12 protein-coding genes are annotated in these 14,728 nt (G+C 73.2%); 9 read left to right on the top strand and 3 right to left on the bottom strand.

The genetic code is table 11. From position 1 onward, the window contains the following. Position 1: 1 nt before the first annotated feature. The 3 genes from OG875_RS23365 to OG875_RS23355 all read left to right on the top strand — a co-directional run bounded on the left by OG875_RS23365 (position 2) and on the right by OG875_RS23355 (position 4,797). Entirely contained in the window at positions 2 to 631 is a 630-nt protein-coding gene (locus OG875_RS23365) for a GntR family transcriptional regulator (protein ID WP_330177873.1), read from the top strand. A gap of 251 nt (positions 632 to 882) precedes the next feature. After that, positions 883 to 3,555: a pyruvate dehydrogenase (acetyl-transferring), homodimeric type gene (gene aceE / locus OG875_RS23360; protein WP_330176180.1), complete on the top strand. Its 2,673-nt coding sequence runs from the start codon at positions 883 to 885 to the stop codon at positions 3,553 to 3,555. 258 nt (positions 3,556 to 3,813) lie between these two features. Further along, complete coding sequence (locus tag OG875_RS23355; protein ID WP_330176179.1) at positions 3,814 to 4,797, top strand: helix-turn-helix transcriptional regulator; 984 nt, start codon at positions 3,814 to 3,816, stop codon at positions 4,795 to 4,797. Positions 4,798 to 4,950: 153 nt separating this feature from the next. Here the strand turns inward: OG875_RS23355 and OG875_RS23350 are convergent, their stop codons facing one another. Continuing rightward, a complete protein-coding gene (locus tag OG875_RS23350) occupies positions 4,951 to 5,874 on the bottom strand; it encodes an SDR family oxidoreductase (RefSeq protein WP_330176178.1) in 924 nt (307 codons plus the stop codon). A 165-nt stretch (positions 5,875 to 6,039) separates the two neighbouring features. Here OG875_RS23350 and OG875_RS23345 point away from each other — a divergent pair, with 165 nt between their 5' ends. Further along, complete coding sequence (locus tag OG875_RS23345) at positions 6,040 to 6,564, top strand: DUF4240 domain-containing protein (RefSeq protein ID WP_330176177.1); 525 nt, start codon at positions 6,040 to 6,042, stop codon at positions 6,562 to 6,564. A 176-nt stretch (positions 6,565 to 6,740) separates the two neighbouring features. On the opposite strand, the gene OG875_RS23340 is transcribed toward OG875_RS23345, so the two are convergent. After that, entirely contained in the window at positions 6,741 to 7,241 is a 501-nt protein-coding gene (locus OG875_RS23340; protein WP_330176176.1) for a GNAT family N-acetyltransferase, read from the bottom strand. 36 nt (positions 7,242 to 7,277) lie between these two features. Here OG875_RS23340 and OG875_RS23335 point away from each other — a divergent pair, with 36 nt between their 5' ends. Both OG875_RS23335 and OG875_RS23330 read left to right on the top strand, forming a co-directional pair. Further along, the gene (locus OG875_RS23335) at positions 7,278 to 8,180 is read left to right on the top strand and encodes a TIGR01777 family oxidoreductase (RefSeq protein WP_330176175.1); all 903 of its coding nucleotides are present in this window, start codon (positions 7,278 to 7,280) and stop codon (positions 8,178 to 8,180) included. A gap of 250 nt (positions 8,181 to 8,430) precedes the next feature. Further along, positions 8,431 to 9,816 (top strand): NAD(P)/FAD-dependent oxidoreductase, encoded by a 1,386-nt coding sequence (locus OG875_RS23330; protein WP_330176174.1) that lies wholly within the window; start codon positions 8,431 to 8,433, stop codon positions 9,814 to 9,816. Between the two features lie 102 nt (positions 9,817 to 9,918). Here the strand turns inward: OG875_RS23330 and OG875_RS23325 are convergent, their stop codons facing one another. Then, positions 9,919 to 11,568 carry a regulator gene (locus tag OG875_RS23325; RefSeq protein ID WP_330176173.1) on the bottom strand — a complete coding sequence of 550 codons (1,650 nt, stop codon included), beginning with the start codon at positions 11,566 to 11,568 and terminating at the stop codon, positions 9,919 to 9,921. Between the two features lie 368 nt (positions 11,569 to 11,936). Between OG875_RS23325 and lipB the strand changes: the two genes are divergently transcribed. From lipB to OG875_RS23310, 3 genes are all read left to right on the top strand, one after another. After that, positions 11,937 to 12,785 (top strand): lipoyl(octanoyl) transferase LipB, encoded by an 849-nt coding sequence (gene lipB, locus OG875_RS23320; RefSeq protein ID WP_330176172.1) that lies wholly within the window; start codon positions 11,937 to 11,939, stop codon positions 12,783 to 12,785. Between the two features lie 256 nt (positions 12,786 to 13,041). Next, positions 13,042 to 14,007, top strand: a complete 966-nt coding sequence (lipA, locus tag OG875_RS23315; RefSeq protein WP_330176171.1) for a lipoyl synthase — start codon at positions 13,042 to 13,044, stop codon at positions 14,005 to 14,007. 471 nt (positions 14,008 to 14,478) lie between these two features. Next, entirely contained in the window at positions 14,479 to 14,712 is a 234-nt protein-coding gene (locus tag OG875_RS23310) for an SCO2195 family GlnR-regulated protein (RefSeq protein ID WP_330176170.1), read from the top strand. The last annotated feature ends 16 nt before the right edge of the window (positions 14,713 to 14,728 follow it).

Genomic DNA, 14,728 nt, shown 5'->3' with positions numbered 1-14,728 from the left:
CATGACCCCGCCCCCGCCCGTCATCCACTCCCTCCGTGAGCAGATCCGCGAGCACATCGTGGAGGGCATCGTCAGCGGACGCTGGAAGCCGGGTGAGCGGATCGTCGAGCGGCGGATCGCGACCGAGCTGGCCGTGAGCCAGACACCCGTGCGGGAGGCGCTGCGCGAGCTGGAGTCGCTGCGGCTGATCGAGTCCGCGCCCAACAAGGGCGTCCGGGTACGGAATCTGACCGCCGCCGATCTGGAGGAGAGTTATCCCGTGCGGGCCGGTCTGGAGCAGATCGCCGCCGAGCTGGCCGCCGAGCGGCTGGCGGCCGACACCTCCGCCCTGGAGCCGCACGTGACGGCGCTGTACGAGGCGGACCGGCGGGCCGACGGGACGGCGCAGGTGCGGCACACCGTGGACTTCCACCGGGAGCTGGTGCGCGCGGCCGGGAACGGGGTGCTGCTGCACACCTGGGAGGGGCTCGGCATCGAGGTGTTCACCGCGCTGTCGATCCGGTGGCTCGGTACGGTCCAGAAGTCGTACGCGGAGGAGCACCAGGATCTGGTCGAGGCGTTCCGCCGCCGCGACCCCGCCATCGGCGCTCTGGTGAAGGATCACGTGCTCGGATGTGCGCCACGCGCCTGATCGGACGTCGCCTTCGTACCGTTTTGCGACGTCACCGCGTGCCCTGCCCACCGGCACTGAATGCCAATTTCTTCAGATCATGAAATTTTGCCGTTCAACTCTTTGATCGATCATCGATCAGAGCTTTACAGTCGACAGCGGGCCTCACCCGGCCCGCCGCCCTGTCCTGCCAGACACGGCTTCTCTCCACCCCTCTCCACCCCCTCACCCCTCATCTCCACCCCCTCCTGTGTGACCGGAAGGCGGCGACCATGCCCGACCCCGTAGGCAAGCTTCCGAGCGAGCTCGATCAGCTCCCGGACCGCGACGCCGAGGAAACCGCCGAATGGGCGGCCTCTCTCGACGCCGTCGCCGAGCACGCGGGCCCGCACCGTGCGGCGTATCTGATGCGGCGCACCCTCCAGCACGCCGCGAGCGCCGGGGTCCCGGTGCCCGCCCTGCTGGAGACGGACTACGTCAACACGATCCCGACCGCCGCCGAGCCCGCCTTCGACGGCGACGAGGCGATGGAGCAGCGGATCGCCGGCTGGAACCGGTGGAACGCCGCCGCCATGGTGACCCGTGGCGCGCGCCACGGTGTCGGTGGCCACATCGCCACCTTCGCCTCGGCGGCCTGGCTCTACGAGACCGGCTTCAACCACTTCTTCCGCGGCAAGGAGGGGCCCGACGGCTCCGGCGACCAGCTCTACATCCAGGGCCACGCCTCGCCCGGCATCTACGCCCGCGCGTTCCTCGACGGCCGGCTCACCGAGGAGCACCTCGACAACTTCCGTCAGGAGGCGGGCGGCAAGGGCCTTCCCTCGTACCCGCACCCGAGGCGGCTGCCGTGGCTGTGGGAGTTCCCCACCGTCTCCATGGGCCTCGGCCCGCTCTCCGCGATCTACCAGGCGCGCTTCAACCGCTATCTGGCGAACCGCGGGATCAAGGACACCTCCGGCTCCCACGTCTGGGCGTTCCTCGGCGACGGCGAGATGGACGAGCCCGAGTCGACGGCGGCACTCGCCCTCGCGGCCCGCGAGGGGCTGGACAACCTCACCTTCGTCATCAACTGCAACCTCCAGCGCCTCGACGGCCCCGTGCGCGCCAACTTCAAGATCGTGCAGGAGCTGGAGTCCCAGTTCCGGGGCGCGGGCTGGAACGTCGTCAAGTCGCTGTGGGGCTCGGCGTGGGACGAGCTGTTCGCGCTCGACACCACGGGCGCCCTCGTAAGGAGGCTGCGCGCGGTACCGGACGCGCAGTTCCAGACGTACGCCACCCGCGATGTCGCGTACATCCGTGAGCACTTCTTCGGCGCGGAGCCCGCGCTGGTCGAGCTGTCGAAGCTGCTGAGCGACGCGAAGATCGACGAGTGCTTCCACTCCTCGCGCGGCGGTCACGAGGCCCGCAAGGTGTACGCGGCCTACCGCGCCGCCCTCGCCCACAAGGGCGCGCCGACCGTGGTCCTCGCGCAGACGGTGAAGGGCTACACGCTCGGCACCGGCTTCGAGTCGCGCAACGCCAACCACCAGATGAAGAAGCTCTCCGGCGAGCAGTTCCGCACCATGCGCGACCTGCTCGAACTGCCCATCCCGGACGCGAAGCTGACCGAGGACCTGGTCCCGTACTGGCACCCCGGCGCCGACTCCCCCGAGGTCCGCTACCTCCAGGAGAGGCGCGCGGAGCTGGGCGGGCCCGCACCGGCCCGCCGGGTGCACGCCGTGGCCCTGCCGGAGCCGTCGGAGAAGACGTTCCAGACCGTCTACAAGGGCTCCGGGAAACAGCCGGTCGCCACGACCATGGCGTTCGTGCGGCTGGTCAAGGACCTGATGCGGGACAAGGAGACCGGCAGGCGCTGGGTCCCGATCGTCCCCGACGAGGCGCGCACCTTCGGTATGGAGGCGCTGTTCCCGTCGGCCGGCATCTACTCGCCGCTGGGGCAGACGTACGACCCGGTCGACCGCGACCAGATCATGTACTACAAGGAGGCCAAGGACGGTCAGATCCTCAACGAGGGGATCACCGAGGCCGGTTCGATGGCCGACTTCATCGCCGCCGCGACGTCGTACGCGACGCACGGCGAGACGATGATCCCGTTCTACATCTTCTACTCGATGTTCGGCTGGCAGCGCACGGGCGACCAGATGTGGCAGCTCGCCGACCAGCTCGGCAAGGGCTTCATCGTCGGCGCGACGGCCGGCCGGACGACCCTGACGGGTGAGGGCCTCCAGCACGCGGACGGCCATTCGCATCTGCTCGCGTCGACCAACCCGGCGTCGCTGAACTACGACCCGGCGTTCGCGTACGAGCTGGCGGTGATCGTCAAGGACGGTCTGCGGCGGATGTACGGCCCCGACGCGGAGGACGTCTTCTACTACCTCACCGTCTACAACGAGCCGAAGCCCCAGCCCGCCATGCCCGAGGGCGTGGAGGAGGGCATCGTCAAGGGCCTGTACCGCTTCAAGGAGGGCGTGCCCGCGAGGGCCGACGCGCCGAGGCTCCAGCTGCTCGCCTCCGGCACGGCCATCCACTGGGTCCTGGAGGCCCAGGAACTGCTCGCCGCCGAGTGGGGGGTCACGGCCGACGTCTGGTCCGCGACGTCCTGGGGCGAGCTGCGCAGGGACGCGCTGGAGTGCGACGAGGCGCTGCTGCGCGGCGAGTCGCGCGTGCCGTACGTGACGCGTGCCCTGGAGGGGGCGCCGGGGCCGGTGCTGGCCGTCAGCGACTGGATGCGGCAGGTGCCGGACCAGATCAGCCAATGGGTGGAGCAGGACTGGTCCTCGCTCGGTACGGACGGCTTCGGGATCTCCGACACGCGTGACGCGGCCCGGCGGCACTTCGGTGTCGACGCGCGGTCGATCGCGGTCGCGGCGCTGGCGCAGCTCGCGCGGCGCGGCGAGGTGCCCGCGTCGGCGGTCAAGGAGGCGCGCGAGCGCTACGGCCTCTGAGGGCGGTACGCCCTCCGTAAGGAAGCGGCCTCCGTCGCCCGGCCGATGGTGGCCGGGGCTCCCGGCAACCAGGGCACCCGGTGATCGGCTCCTGGTGATCGGGTGTCCCGGTGCGATCAGGTTCCCGGTGATCGGGGCGGAGGCCGCTTCCTCATGAGGTCGGCTCTCGGGCCGGCCGGCGGGACGGCGGTCGCGCCCGTCCCAACTGCCGCGACGGTCAAGGCCGTCGGGTACACGTGGGCGGGGGAGAATGGGTTCATGCGCGCTGCCCGGCTGATCAAGATGGTGCTTCTTCTCCAGGCACGGCCCTCCATGACCGGCGCGGAGCTGGCGCGCGAGCTGGAGGTGTCCGAGCGCACCGTGACCCGCGACGCGCTCGCCCTCTCCGAGGCCGGGGTGCCCGTCTACGCGGACCGGGGGCGGTCCGGCGGCTACCGGCTCGTCGGCGGCTACCGCACGCGCCTCACGGGGCTGGCACGGGGCGAGGCGGAGGCCCTGTTCCTCTCCGGGCTGCCGAACGCGCTCCGCGAGATGGGCCTGGAGGACGCCGCGTCCGCCGCCCGGCTGAAGGTGTCGGCGGCGCTGCTGCCGTCGCTGCGGGGCGCGCCGGACTCGGCGGCGCAGCGCTTCCATCTGGACGCGCCCGGCTGGTATCAGGAACCGGAGACGCCCGAGTGGCTGGCGGCCGTCGCCGAGGCGGTGTGGGACGACCGGGTCGTCGTCGCCCGCTACAAGCGCCAGGACGCCGAGGTGAAGCGGGAGCTGGCGCCGTACGGGCTCGTCCTCAAGGCGGGCGTCTGGTACCTCTGCGCGCGCGCCGACACGTCCTTACGGGTCTACCGGATCGACCGCTTCACGGAGGTCACGCTCTCGGAGGAGCGTTTCGCCCGCGACATCTCCTTCGATCTGCCCGCGTTCTGGGAGGAGCGGGCGGCGCAGTTCGCGCGGTCGATCCTCCGTACGGAGGTGGTGCTCCGGCTCTCACCGGAGGGCCTGTCCCGGCTGCCGTACGTGGCCGACCGGGCCTCCGTGCGGGAAGCCGTGGAAGCTGCGGGCCCGCCGGACGAGGGCGGCTGGACGACCCTCACGCTGCCGGTCGAGTCACCGGACGTGGCGTTCACCCAACTGTTCGCCATGGGAGCGGAGTTGGAGGTGCTGGAACCGGCGGAGCTGCGTTCCCGCTTCGCCGACTCAGCCGCCCGCACGGCCCGCCTCTACCGCCCCGGCACCTCCGCGCCGTAACGCCTCCGCGCCGTGACGCCTCCCGCCACGCGACGCCAGTCACACCACGCGCGCGCCGGGCAACGCGCCCCGGGCGGACCGTCGAAGACACAGCCCCGGGCCCCGTCCGGCCCGGAGCGGCGTCGTCCCGTCCCTCCCGTCCCTCGGGTCCTCCTACCGATAGCCGTCCATCGAAAGCTCCGTCCCGGCCGGAGCCGCCGCCTCGGCGGCCATGTAGGCCCATACGTCGGGCCTGCTGCCGTCCGCGTCCGTGATCCCGTACTCCTTCGCCAACTCCCCGCTGGACAACGACTTCCCGGCCCACCTGTCGCGCTCCGGGTCAGCCGCGAGAGCCGCGATTCCCCGGCCCAGATACACCGGCGTCTCCGACAGCGCGAAGTGCCGGTGGATCTTGACGCCCTCCCGCCAGTTCTCCTCGGTGATGCCGAAGCCGTCGAGCATCTCCTCCGAACGAAGGAACCCGGGGGTGACCGAGACCGCCGTGCCGCCCACCCGCTTCAGCTCCCCGGCCAGCACGAAGGCCATACGGATCGGGGCGTTCTTCGCGAGGTCGAAGTAGAAGTTGTCGCGCGGTGCCTTGTTGGTCTCCTTCGTGCCGTCCGTGACCTCGACGACCAGACCGCCCGGCCGCCGTACGAGCAGGGGCAGCGCGAGACCGGTGGTGATCAGGTGGGTCCGTACCCCCAGGTCCAGCATCCGCAGCCCGCGTTCCAGGTCGACCTCCCACACGGGCGTGTCGAAGTCGAGGAACTTGTTCCCGCCCCACACGTCGTTGACCAGCACGTCCAGCCGGCCCTGCTCCCGGTCGATCCGCTCCACCAGGGCGCGTACCTGCTCGATCTCCAGATGGTCGGTCGGTACGGCGATGCCCTCGCCGCCCGCGCCGGTGACCAGTTCGGCCGTCTCCTCGATGGTCTCCGAGGGCCGGCCCACCTCACTGGCCTTCGCCCGCGTGGTGCGCCCGGTCGCGTACACCGTCGCGCCCAGGGCCCCCAGCTCCACGGCGATGGCCCGTCCCGCTCCCCGGGTGGCCCCGGCCACCAGCGCGATCTTCCCTGCCAACGGCTTGTCGGTCATCAGCCGGTTCCCTCTCTGTCGGACGGTCGCCACGACCGTTCCACAGAAAGGAGACATCCTCTGTCCGTTTGGCGCGCGGCGAATGTCCTGGTTGCGCCGGAACTGATCTCCCCCGCTTTCCCTACTCCGCGTGCGCCGCCCCCCGCCACCCACGATGCTGTACCCGTGACCGACGAGACGGAGTTCTGGGAGATCATCGACGCCACGCGCGAGGCCGCGGGCGGTGACCCGGACGAGCACGCCGATCTGGTCGTGGAGAGACTGCTCCAACTGGACCCGGACTCGGTCCTGGACTTCGCCCGGCATTTCGAGACCCGCTACAACCGCGCGTACCGCTGGGACCTGTGGGCCGCCGCCGCGATCCTGCTCGGCGGGGCCGGCGACGACGCGTTCGACTACTTCCGCTGCTGGCTCATCGGCCAGGGCCGGGAGGTCTTCGAGGACGGCGTGCACGACCCGGACAGCCTCGCGGAGCTGATCGGCGAGTTCGACGACGAGGTCGACGGGGACGGCGAGGAGCTGGGGTACGCGGCGGACGAGGCGTACGAGCAGCTCACCGGCGCCGTCGCACCCGATCTGGGGGTCTCCCCGCAGGCCGCGGAGCCGGAGGGCACCCCGGTCGACTTCGAGGACAGCCAGGCGCTCGCCGACCGGCTCCCGCGCCTCTGGGAGCGGTTCGGCGTCGACTGAGCGCCCACCGCCCACCGCACGCCGTCCACCCCCGCACCGCGCGCCCCGAGCCCCGCAACGGGCTGCCGGCTCGGCACCCGGCCGCGCGTACGGCCCCGGCACGTCACCGCACGCCGCCTCGGCGCCCCCGGCCGCTCCCCCGGCGTCCTCGGGCGACCGGCCGCTCCCCCACGCCCTCAGAGGTCCAGCGAGCGCCCCATGAACACGTCGTCCACGTACTGCCCGTCCAGGAACAGCTCCCCCGGCCGCACGCCCTCCACCGCGAAGCCCTCCGCCTCGTAGAGCGCGCGGGCCGGCCCGTTGTACCCGAGCACCCGCAGCGTGATCCGCAGCGCGCCCTCCGCCCGCGCCCGGTCCACCGCGGCGCGCAGCAGCAGCCGTGCCACGCCGCGCCGCCGCGCCCACGCGTGCACCGCGAGGCCCTGGATCTCCCGGACGTGCGCGTGGGCGGCGAGCGAGCTGGGCGGCGCGAGGCGCAGATAGCCGGCGATCCGGCCGTCGACCTCGGCGACGACGTAGTCGCGCGGCCGGTGCCGCTCGTCGAAGAAGGTCGCGGCCGGACCGGGCCGGGGCGTCACCGCGTGCAGCGTCGACCAGGTGTCGTGGTCGAGCTGCCCGAGAGCCTCGTCGTCCGCAGGAAGGGCGACGCGTATGACCGGTACGGCGGGTTCACGCATGGCGCCAACTGTCCCATGCGGGCGGGTGGCATCAGGATGGGTCCCATGAGGATCGCGATCACCGGCTCCCACGGACTCATCGGTTCGGCGCTCACGCGCTCCCTGCGGACGGACGGCCACGAGGTGGTCCGGCTGGTCCGGCACCCCGCGCGGACGGGCGACGAGGTCGAGTGGGACCCCTCCCGGCGGTATGTGGACGCGGGCGGGCTGTACGGCTGCGAGGCGGTCGTCCACCTCGCGGGCGCGGGCGTCGCGGACCACCGGTGGACGGCCGCGTACAAGAAGGAGATCCGGGACAGCCGCGTCCTCGGTACGACGGCGATCGCCGAGGCCGTCGCCTCCCTGGACGCCCCGCCGAGAGTCCTGGTGTGCGGGTCGGCGATCGGCTTCTACGGAGACACGGGCGACCGCGCGGTGGACGAGACGGCTCCGCCCGGCGAGGGTTTCCTGCCCTCCGTGTGCGTCGCGTGGGAGGCCGCTGCGGCCCCCGCGAAGGACGCGGGCGTACGGACGGTGTTCGCCCGCACGGGCCTCGTCGTGGCCCGCGAGGGCGGCGCCTGGGGGCGGCTGTTCCCGCTGTTCCGCGCGGGGCTGGGCGGCCGGCTGGGCGACGGGCGCCAGTACTGGAGCTTCATCGCCCTGCACGACCACGTGGCGGCGCTGCGGCACCTGATCGACCGGGGGGCCCTGTCCGGGCCGGTGAACCTCACCGCGCCCGAGCCGGTGACCAATCGCGAGGTCACGGCGGCGATGGGCCGGGTGCTGCGCCGTCCGACGGCCCTCACGGTGCCCCCGGTGGCGCTGAAGGCGGCGCTGGGCGGGTTCGCGGAGGACATGCTGAGCAGCCAGCGGGCGCGGCCGGCCCGGCTGCTGGAATCGGGGTTCACCTTCGCGTTCCCGACGATCGAGGAGTCGATCCGCGCGGCGGCGCCGGAGTAGCGTGGGTGGCGGAACGCGGGGGCGGGCGGGCCCTCCGTACCGAGGGCGGGGTCACACCCCTCACGGGGCCGTGGCGTCGGGCCGCCGGACCGGGACTCGCGTGCGCCCCGCACGCCCCGATGACCCCGCCACTGCGCGAGTGCGAACGGCCGGTTCTCTTCCTACTCTCGATCCGCACTCGGGTGTTTCCCGAGTGGGGCGGGGTACCGGCCCCGGACCGGACAGCCGCGCCGACCTCGGGGAGAGGCACGTGCTCACTACTGAACCTCACGCGGACGTCGTCATCATCGGCGCCGGAATCGCCGGCCTGTCGGCGGCCCACCAGCTGACCCGGGCCGGTGTAACAGTCACCGTCCTGGAAAGCGCCCCTTACATCGGCGGCAGGATGGCCACCGAACACCTCGACGGTTTCCGCCTCGACCGCATCGGCCAGTTGCTCAACACCTCGTACCCGGAACTGCTGCGCACCCCCGCCCTCAGCGACGCCGCGCTGCGGACGTTCTCACCGGGCGTGCTGGTCCACAGCGAGGGCCGGCACCACCGGGCGGGCGTCACCGTCGCCACGGGGAGCGCGCGGGGCGCACTCACCGCCGCACGCGCCCTGGCAAGCGCCCCACGCACCCGGACCACCCGGACCCGCGCCCCCGGCGCCAGGGCCACCCGCCCCACCGCCCGCCCCCCGCTGGGCAACGCACTCGACCAGGCCCGCCTCCACGCGGCCTTCGGCCGGCTCGCGACCACCCCGGTGAACCGGCTGCTGGCCCGCCCCGAACGCCCCGCCCTCGCCGCCCTTTCCGCGCGCGGACTGCCCCCGCGTACGGTCGACGGCTTCGTACGCCCGCTGCTGTCCGCGCTGCTCTGCGACCCCGACCTCACCACGTCCAGCCGCTGCGCCGATCTCGCCCTGCGCAGCTTCGCCCGGGGGCGGCTGTGCGTCCCCGAGGGCGGCGCCACCGCCCTGCCCGAGCTGCTGGCGGCCACCCTTCCGCCGGGCACGGTGCGCACGGGCGTGTGCGTGACGGACGCGTCGATCAGCTCCGTCGGTACGAAGGAGCACGGCGAGATCAGCTGCCGTTCGCTGCTCGTGGCGACCGGTGCCCGCGCCGCCGCCGAACTGCTGCCGGGGCTGCGGGTGCCGGACTTCCACCCCGTGACGGTGCTTCACCACACGGCGCCCACGGCGCCGCTGACGGAGCCCGCGCTTCTTCTGGACGGCGACCGGCGCGGCGGCCCCGTCGCGCACACGATGGTGATGAGCGCCGTGGACCCGACGCGCGCGCCGGCGGGCCGGCCGCTGATCTCCTCGACGGTGCTCGGGCTCCGTACGCCGCCCCCCGAGGCGGAACTGGACCGCGCGGTCCGCGCGCATCTGGAGACGCTGTACGGCACGTCGACCGCCGACTGGGAACTGCTGGCCGTCCAGCACGACGCGGAGGCGGTCCCCGCCATGCCCGCCCCGCACGATCTGCGCCGTCAGGTGCGGCTGTTGTCGGGGCTGTACGTGTGCGGGGACCACCGGGACACCAGCACCGTCCAGGGAGCGCTCTCGTCGGGCCGCAGGGCCGCGTACGCGATCCTGGACGACCTGGGCGTACGGCCCGACCACGGGACGCTCCAGCTGCCCACGGCGGCCTGAGAACGGCGGGAGGGCGGTCCAGGGGCAACGCCGGGAGGCACGGAGGCGAAGGGGCCCGCACCGGGAGACGGGGGCCCGGAGGCCGCTCATGCCCGGGGCCGCTCAGCCGATCGCCGCGACCCGGTCGCGGTAGGCGCGGGCCGCCGCCGACTCCCGGTACGGCTCCAGCCGCCGCTCGAAGTCCCGTACGTAGTCCACCGCGCGCGCCGAACGGATCTCCGTGGCCTGCTGCGCCGCCTCCGCCCCCAGGGCGCACGCCTGTTCCAGTTCGCCGAGTCCCAGGCGGGAGGAGGCGAGCACCACCCGGCAGAAGAGGCGGCTGCGCGCGAAGGCGGCGGGCCGCAGCCGCAGCGAGCGCTCGGTGTGCTGGACGGCGGCGCGGTACTGCTGGAGGTCCCGGTAGCTGTGCCCGAACTCGTCGGCAAGCTGCCCTTCGTCGAAGGTGCGCGCCCAGTGCGGCACGTCGTCGCCCGGCCGGGCCGCCTCCAGGGCGTGCTCGGCCCGCGCGAGGGAGGTGGTGCAGGCCCGCGCCTCGCCGAGCACGGCGTGCCCGCGCGCCTCGACGGCGTGCAGCAGCGCCTGCACCACCGGCGGGGCGGACGAGCCGACGCCCTGCTGGGCGACCCGGGCCAGCTGGACGGCCTCCCGGCCGTGGCCCAGGTAGACGGCCTGACGGCTCATGGTGATCAGCACGAAGGAGCCGTGCGCGCGGTCGCCCGCCGCCTGGGACAGCCGCAGGGCCTGCACGAAGTAGCGCTGGGCGAGTCCGTGCGCGGCGATGTCGTACGAGGTCCAGCCGGCCAGCCGGGTGAGGTCGGCCGCGGCGCCGAACAGCTTGCGCCCGGTGACCTCCCCGTAGACGCCCCGGAGCATGGGCTCGCACTCGTGCTCCAGATACCGGACCAGTGCCTGGCGGGCGTGGCCGCCGCCGTACGCCTGGTCGAGGGTGCGGAACAGCTCGCCGACGGAGCTCAGCGCCGCGACGTCGCCCGCGCCGACCCGCTGGCCCGGTACGCGGTCGGTGCCCCGGGCGGGCGGGACCCCGGCGGGGACGGCCTGCCGGGGCACGCTCGCGCGGCCCTGGACGGGCACCCGCGCGGCCTCCGGGACACGGCCCGCCCCGGCGGCGCCGCCTACGGAGGTGCCCGGGGCGCCCGCGCCTCTGTAGGAGGACGATCTCCCCGGGGGCGGCGGGGAGGCCGCCCCCGGAACCCTGGGCGCGTGGGGCCGGGGTCCGCCCGCCTGTCCCGGCACCGGGGCGGCAGCGGAACCGGAACCGGGTCGCGGCGTCGGACCGTCGTGGCCGACGCGCTCGTCCGCACGGCCGATGAGCCAGTCGCGGCTCGGGACGACGAGCCCCGCCGGGGTGAACGCGATCTTGCGCAGCTCCGCGTGACTCCCGGAGTCCTTGCGCCAGAGCCCGCTGACGATGTCGATGGCCTCGTCGGGACAGGCCGCGAACTCCAGCCCCGCGTACACGGGCGCGCAGGCGTCCAGCCCCAGGTCCTGGGCGGAGAGGCGGCGGCCGAGCCGGCGCGTGAAGACCTCGGCGATCAGCGCGGGCGTGGTGCCGCGCGGCTGCTGCCCCCGCAGCCACCGCGTCACGGACGTTTTGTCGTACCGCAGATCCAGGCCGTGTTCGAGCCCGAGCTGGTCCACCCGGCGGGCGAGACCCGCGTGGGAGAAACCGGCTTCTGCGATGAGCGCGGCGAGCTGGCGGTTGGGGATGCGCTGCGGAGGTCGTTCCGACATCAGCTGTACGGTCTCCTGCCTTCCGGGCCCCGAGAGCAGCCCTCATGGAACGGCGCGAATTTAGCGGTCGGAGCGGCTCGCGCCGTCACGTTCGTCCCACATTCATCCGATCGTGTGAGGATTACGGGCGTGGCTGACGTGCCGCGTACACCGGCCCCGTAGCGCCTCCGGCACGGTTCGCGGACCGGCCGCCGCCGGCTCACGAACCGGCCCCGGGCCGCCCCGAGGGCCCTCCGCCGCCGGTCCGGGCCTGCCGGACACCGCCGGGGGCCGCGGTCGTACAGTGGCTGGGGCGCGCCACGCGCACCGTGCCCGGCGGTCACGGGGGCACTCCCGGGTCCCCGGGCGCAGACGAGGGAGGCATTGCCGTGAGTGAGCTGCGGTTCGTCCATCTGGGCTTCGGCGAGGACGCCGTGGAGTACCGGGCGGCCTGGCAGAAGCAGCGCGAGGTCCACGCGGCCCGTTTCGCGGACGAGGTCCCCGACACCTGCCTGCTGCTCGAACATCCGCCGGTGTACACGGCGGGGCGTCGTACCGAGGACAGCGAGCGGCCCCTGGACGGGACGCCCGTCGTGGACGTCGACCGGGGCGGCCGGATCACCTGGCACGGTCCGGGCCAGCTCGTCGGCTATCCGATCCTGAAGCTGCCGCGTCCCGTGGACGTGGTGGCGCACGTACGCCGTCTTGAGGAGGCGCTCATCCGTACGGCGGCCGACTTCGGTGTGCGCACCACGCGCGTGGAGGGCCGCAGCGGCGTATGGGTGCTCGGCGATCCGGTGGAGGAGCGCCAAGCCCTGGGCGGCCTGTCGCTGGACTTCGACCCCCGGGTGAACGACGCCGAGTTCGACCCCCGGCTGAGCGGCCCGGAGTACGCGCCGTCCAACGCGGGCCAGCGCCGCGAGGACCGCAAGCTCGCCCAGATCGGCATCCGGGTCGCGAAGGGCGTCACGATGCACGGCTTCGCGCTGAACGTGAACCCGGACAACACCTGGTTCGACCGGATCGTGCCGTGCGGGATCCGCGACGCGGGCGTGACCTCACTGGCGTACGAACTGGGTCAGGGAGCCGGGCGGGAGCCCGGGAACGGGCCGGCGCGCGCCGTGACCGTCGCCGAGGTGCTGCCCGTGGTGGAGCACCATCTGCGGAACGTGCTGGAGCAGGCGGAACCGAGGCCGCGCGCGACGGAGGAGACCCCGGCCGAGCCGGCACGGGCCTGAACCGGGCCCCGGGCCCGACACCGCAACCCGGCCCCGGTGACCTCGTACGAAGGACCCCGCCCCCGGGCCCCGGGGGAATGCCCGTGACCGGCCCCGGCGTTGTTCATCCGCGTCGTCCCTGAGCGCTGTCGTCCCTGAGCCGTGCCGTCCCCGAGTCATGTGGACGTCATGGCCACGCAGAACCAAGTAATCAACGGGCGTACTCTGGTCTTCACCGAAGATTCGAATGCCGCGCCAGCAGAGAGAGGTGCCGGACGTGTCCGCTGTCGCACCCGACGGACGCAAGATGCTGCGCCTGGAGGTCCGGAACAGCCAGACCCCCATCGAGCGCAAGCCCGAGTGGATCAAGACCCGGGCGAAGATGGGGCCCGAGTACACCGCGATGCAGAAGCTCGTGAAGAGCGAGGGTCTGCACACCGTGTGCCAGGAGGCCGGCTGTCCCAACATCTACGAGTGCTGGGAGGACCGCGAGGCGACCTTCCTCATCGGCGGCGACCAGTGCACCCGGCGCTGTGACTTCTGCCAGATCGACACCGGCAAGCCGGCGGCGCTGGACCGCGACGAGCCGCGCCGGGTCGGCGAGTCCGTCGTCACGATGGACCTGAACTACGCCACGATCACCGGCGTCGCGCGCGACGACCTGGAGGACGGCGGCGCCTGGCTGTACGCGGAGACCGTGCGCCAGATCCACGAGCAGACGGCGGAGCGGGAGGCGGGCCGTACCAAGGTCGAGCTCCTCATCCCCGACTTCAACGCCGAGCCCGCCCAGCTGGCCGAGGTCTTCTCGGCGCGCCCGCAGGTGCTCGCGCACAACGTCGAGACGGTGCCGCGGATCTTCAAGCGCATCCGCCCCGGCTTCCGTTACGACCGCTCCCTCGACGTCATCACCCGCGCCCGCGAGGCCGGTCTGATCACCAAGTCCAATCTGATCCTCGGCATGGGCGAGACCCGTGAGGAGGTCAGCGACGCGTTGCGCGACCTGCACGACGCGGGCTGCGAGCTGATCACGATCACGCAGTACCTGCGCCCCTCCGCGCGCCACCACCCCGTCGAACGCTGGGTGAAGCCGCAGGAGTTCGTGGAGCTGAAGGAGGAGGCCGACGCGATCGGCTACTCCGGAGTGATGTCGGGCCCGCTGGTCCGCTCCTCGTACCGGGCCGGGCGCCTCTTCCAGCAGGCGATGGAACGCCGGAGCGCGGAGTCGGTCCAGCAGACGGTGTGAGGCGGTCCGGGCCCGCCCGGTGGGGTCGGGGTCGGGTCGGGCGGCGCCCCGTCCGCGGGTCGGTGGCGGGCCGGGCGACATCCGCCCGCCGGTGCGGTCCCGGCCGGATCGGCCCGCCCGTCGGGCACGGCCCCGTGTGAATCCGAGCACAAGAGACTACCGAACAGTAACGGCCGCACCGTCGCGGCCCGCGCGCCGCTCCGCAGGTTGGGGGCGGTGTACGGGCCGCGGCGGCCGTTCGGGGGCCGGCTTCGGGCATTCACGGCCGTTTGACCGCTTGGTCACCCACTGGTAACACCGGGGAGCGACCCTGGTGACCACGCGCCCTCGTACACCGGTTCGCGGCCCGGCCCCGGGTCCGAACCACCCCGCCGGTTCCACGACCCGTACGCGTACGGACCCCGCACCCGCACTCGCGCCGCACCCGCACCCGTAACCCGCCCCGTACTCGTTCCCAGGAGGAACAGCCACATGCAGGCCGCCCCGGAAGGACCGCTCACCGAGGTGATGGCGGCAGCCACCCGCCCCACCCCGCTCCCCTCCGTCTCCCACGCCCTGCGCGCCATGGAGTCGCTTCTGCTCAGCAGCGGCCAGCGCCGGGCCCGCAGGAACGCCTGGACGGCCGTCCTCGAGGACCGCCGCAGGGCCCAGGACCGGGTCGAGGCGCAGCACGTACTGGAGGCCGCGTCGGGCCGCACTCCCTGAGCCACGTAAACTGCGG

The organism is Streptomyces sp. NBC_01498, assembly GCF_036327775.1.
Classification (GTDB): domain Bacteria; phylum Actinomycetota; class Actinomycetes; order Streptomycetales; family Streptomycetaceae; genus Streptomyces.
This window is presented reverse-complemented; position numbering and strand designations above follow the sequence as displayed.

Coding starts and splice junctions, on each gene's coding strand:
- OG875_RS23365 (WP_330177873.1), top strand. CDS start 2: ATGACCCCGCCCCCGCCCGTCATCCACTCCCTCCGTGAGCAGATCCGC.
- aceE (WP_330176180.1), top strand. CDS start 883: ATGCCCGACCCCGTAGGCAAGCTTCCGAGCGAGCTCGATCAGCTCCCG.
- OG875_RS23355 (WP_330176179.1), top strand. CDS start 3,814: ATGCGCGCTGCCCGGCTGATCAAGATGGTGCTTCTTCTCCAGGCACGG.
- OG875_RS23350 (WP_330176178.1), bottom strand. CDS start 5,874: ATGACCGACAAGCCGTTGGCAGGGAAGATCGCGCTGGTGGCCGGGGCC.
- OG875_RS23340 (WP_330176176.1), bottom strand. CDS start 7,241: ATGCGTGAACCCGCCGTACCGGTCATACGCGTCGCCCTTCCTGCGGAC.
- OG875_RS23335 (WP_330176175.1), top strand. CDS start 7,278: ATGGGTCCCATGAGGATCGCGATCACCGGCTCCCACGGACTCATCGGT.
- OG875_RS23325 (WP_330176173.1), bottom strand. CDS start 11,568: ATGTCGGAACGACCTCCGCAGCGCATCCCCAACCGCCAGCTCGCCGCG.
- OG875_RS23310 (WP_330176170.1), top strand. CDS start 14,479: ATGCAGGCCGCCCCGGAAGGACCGCTCACCGAGGTGATGGCGGCAGCC.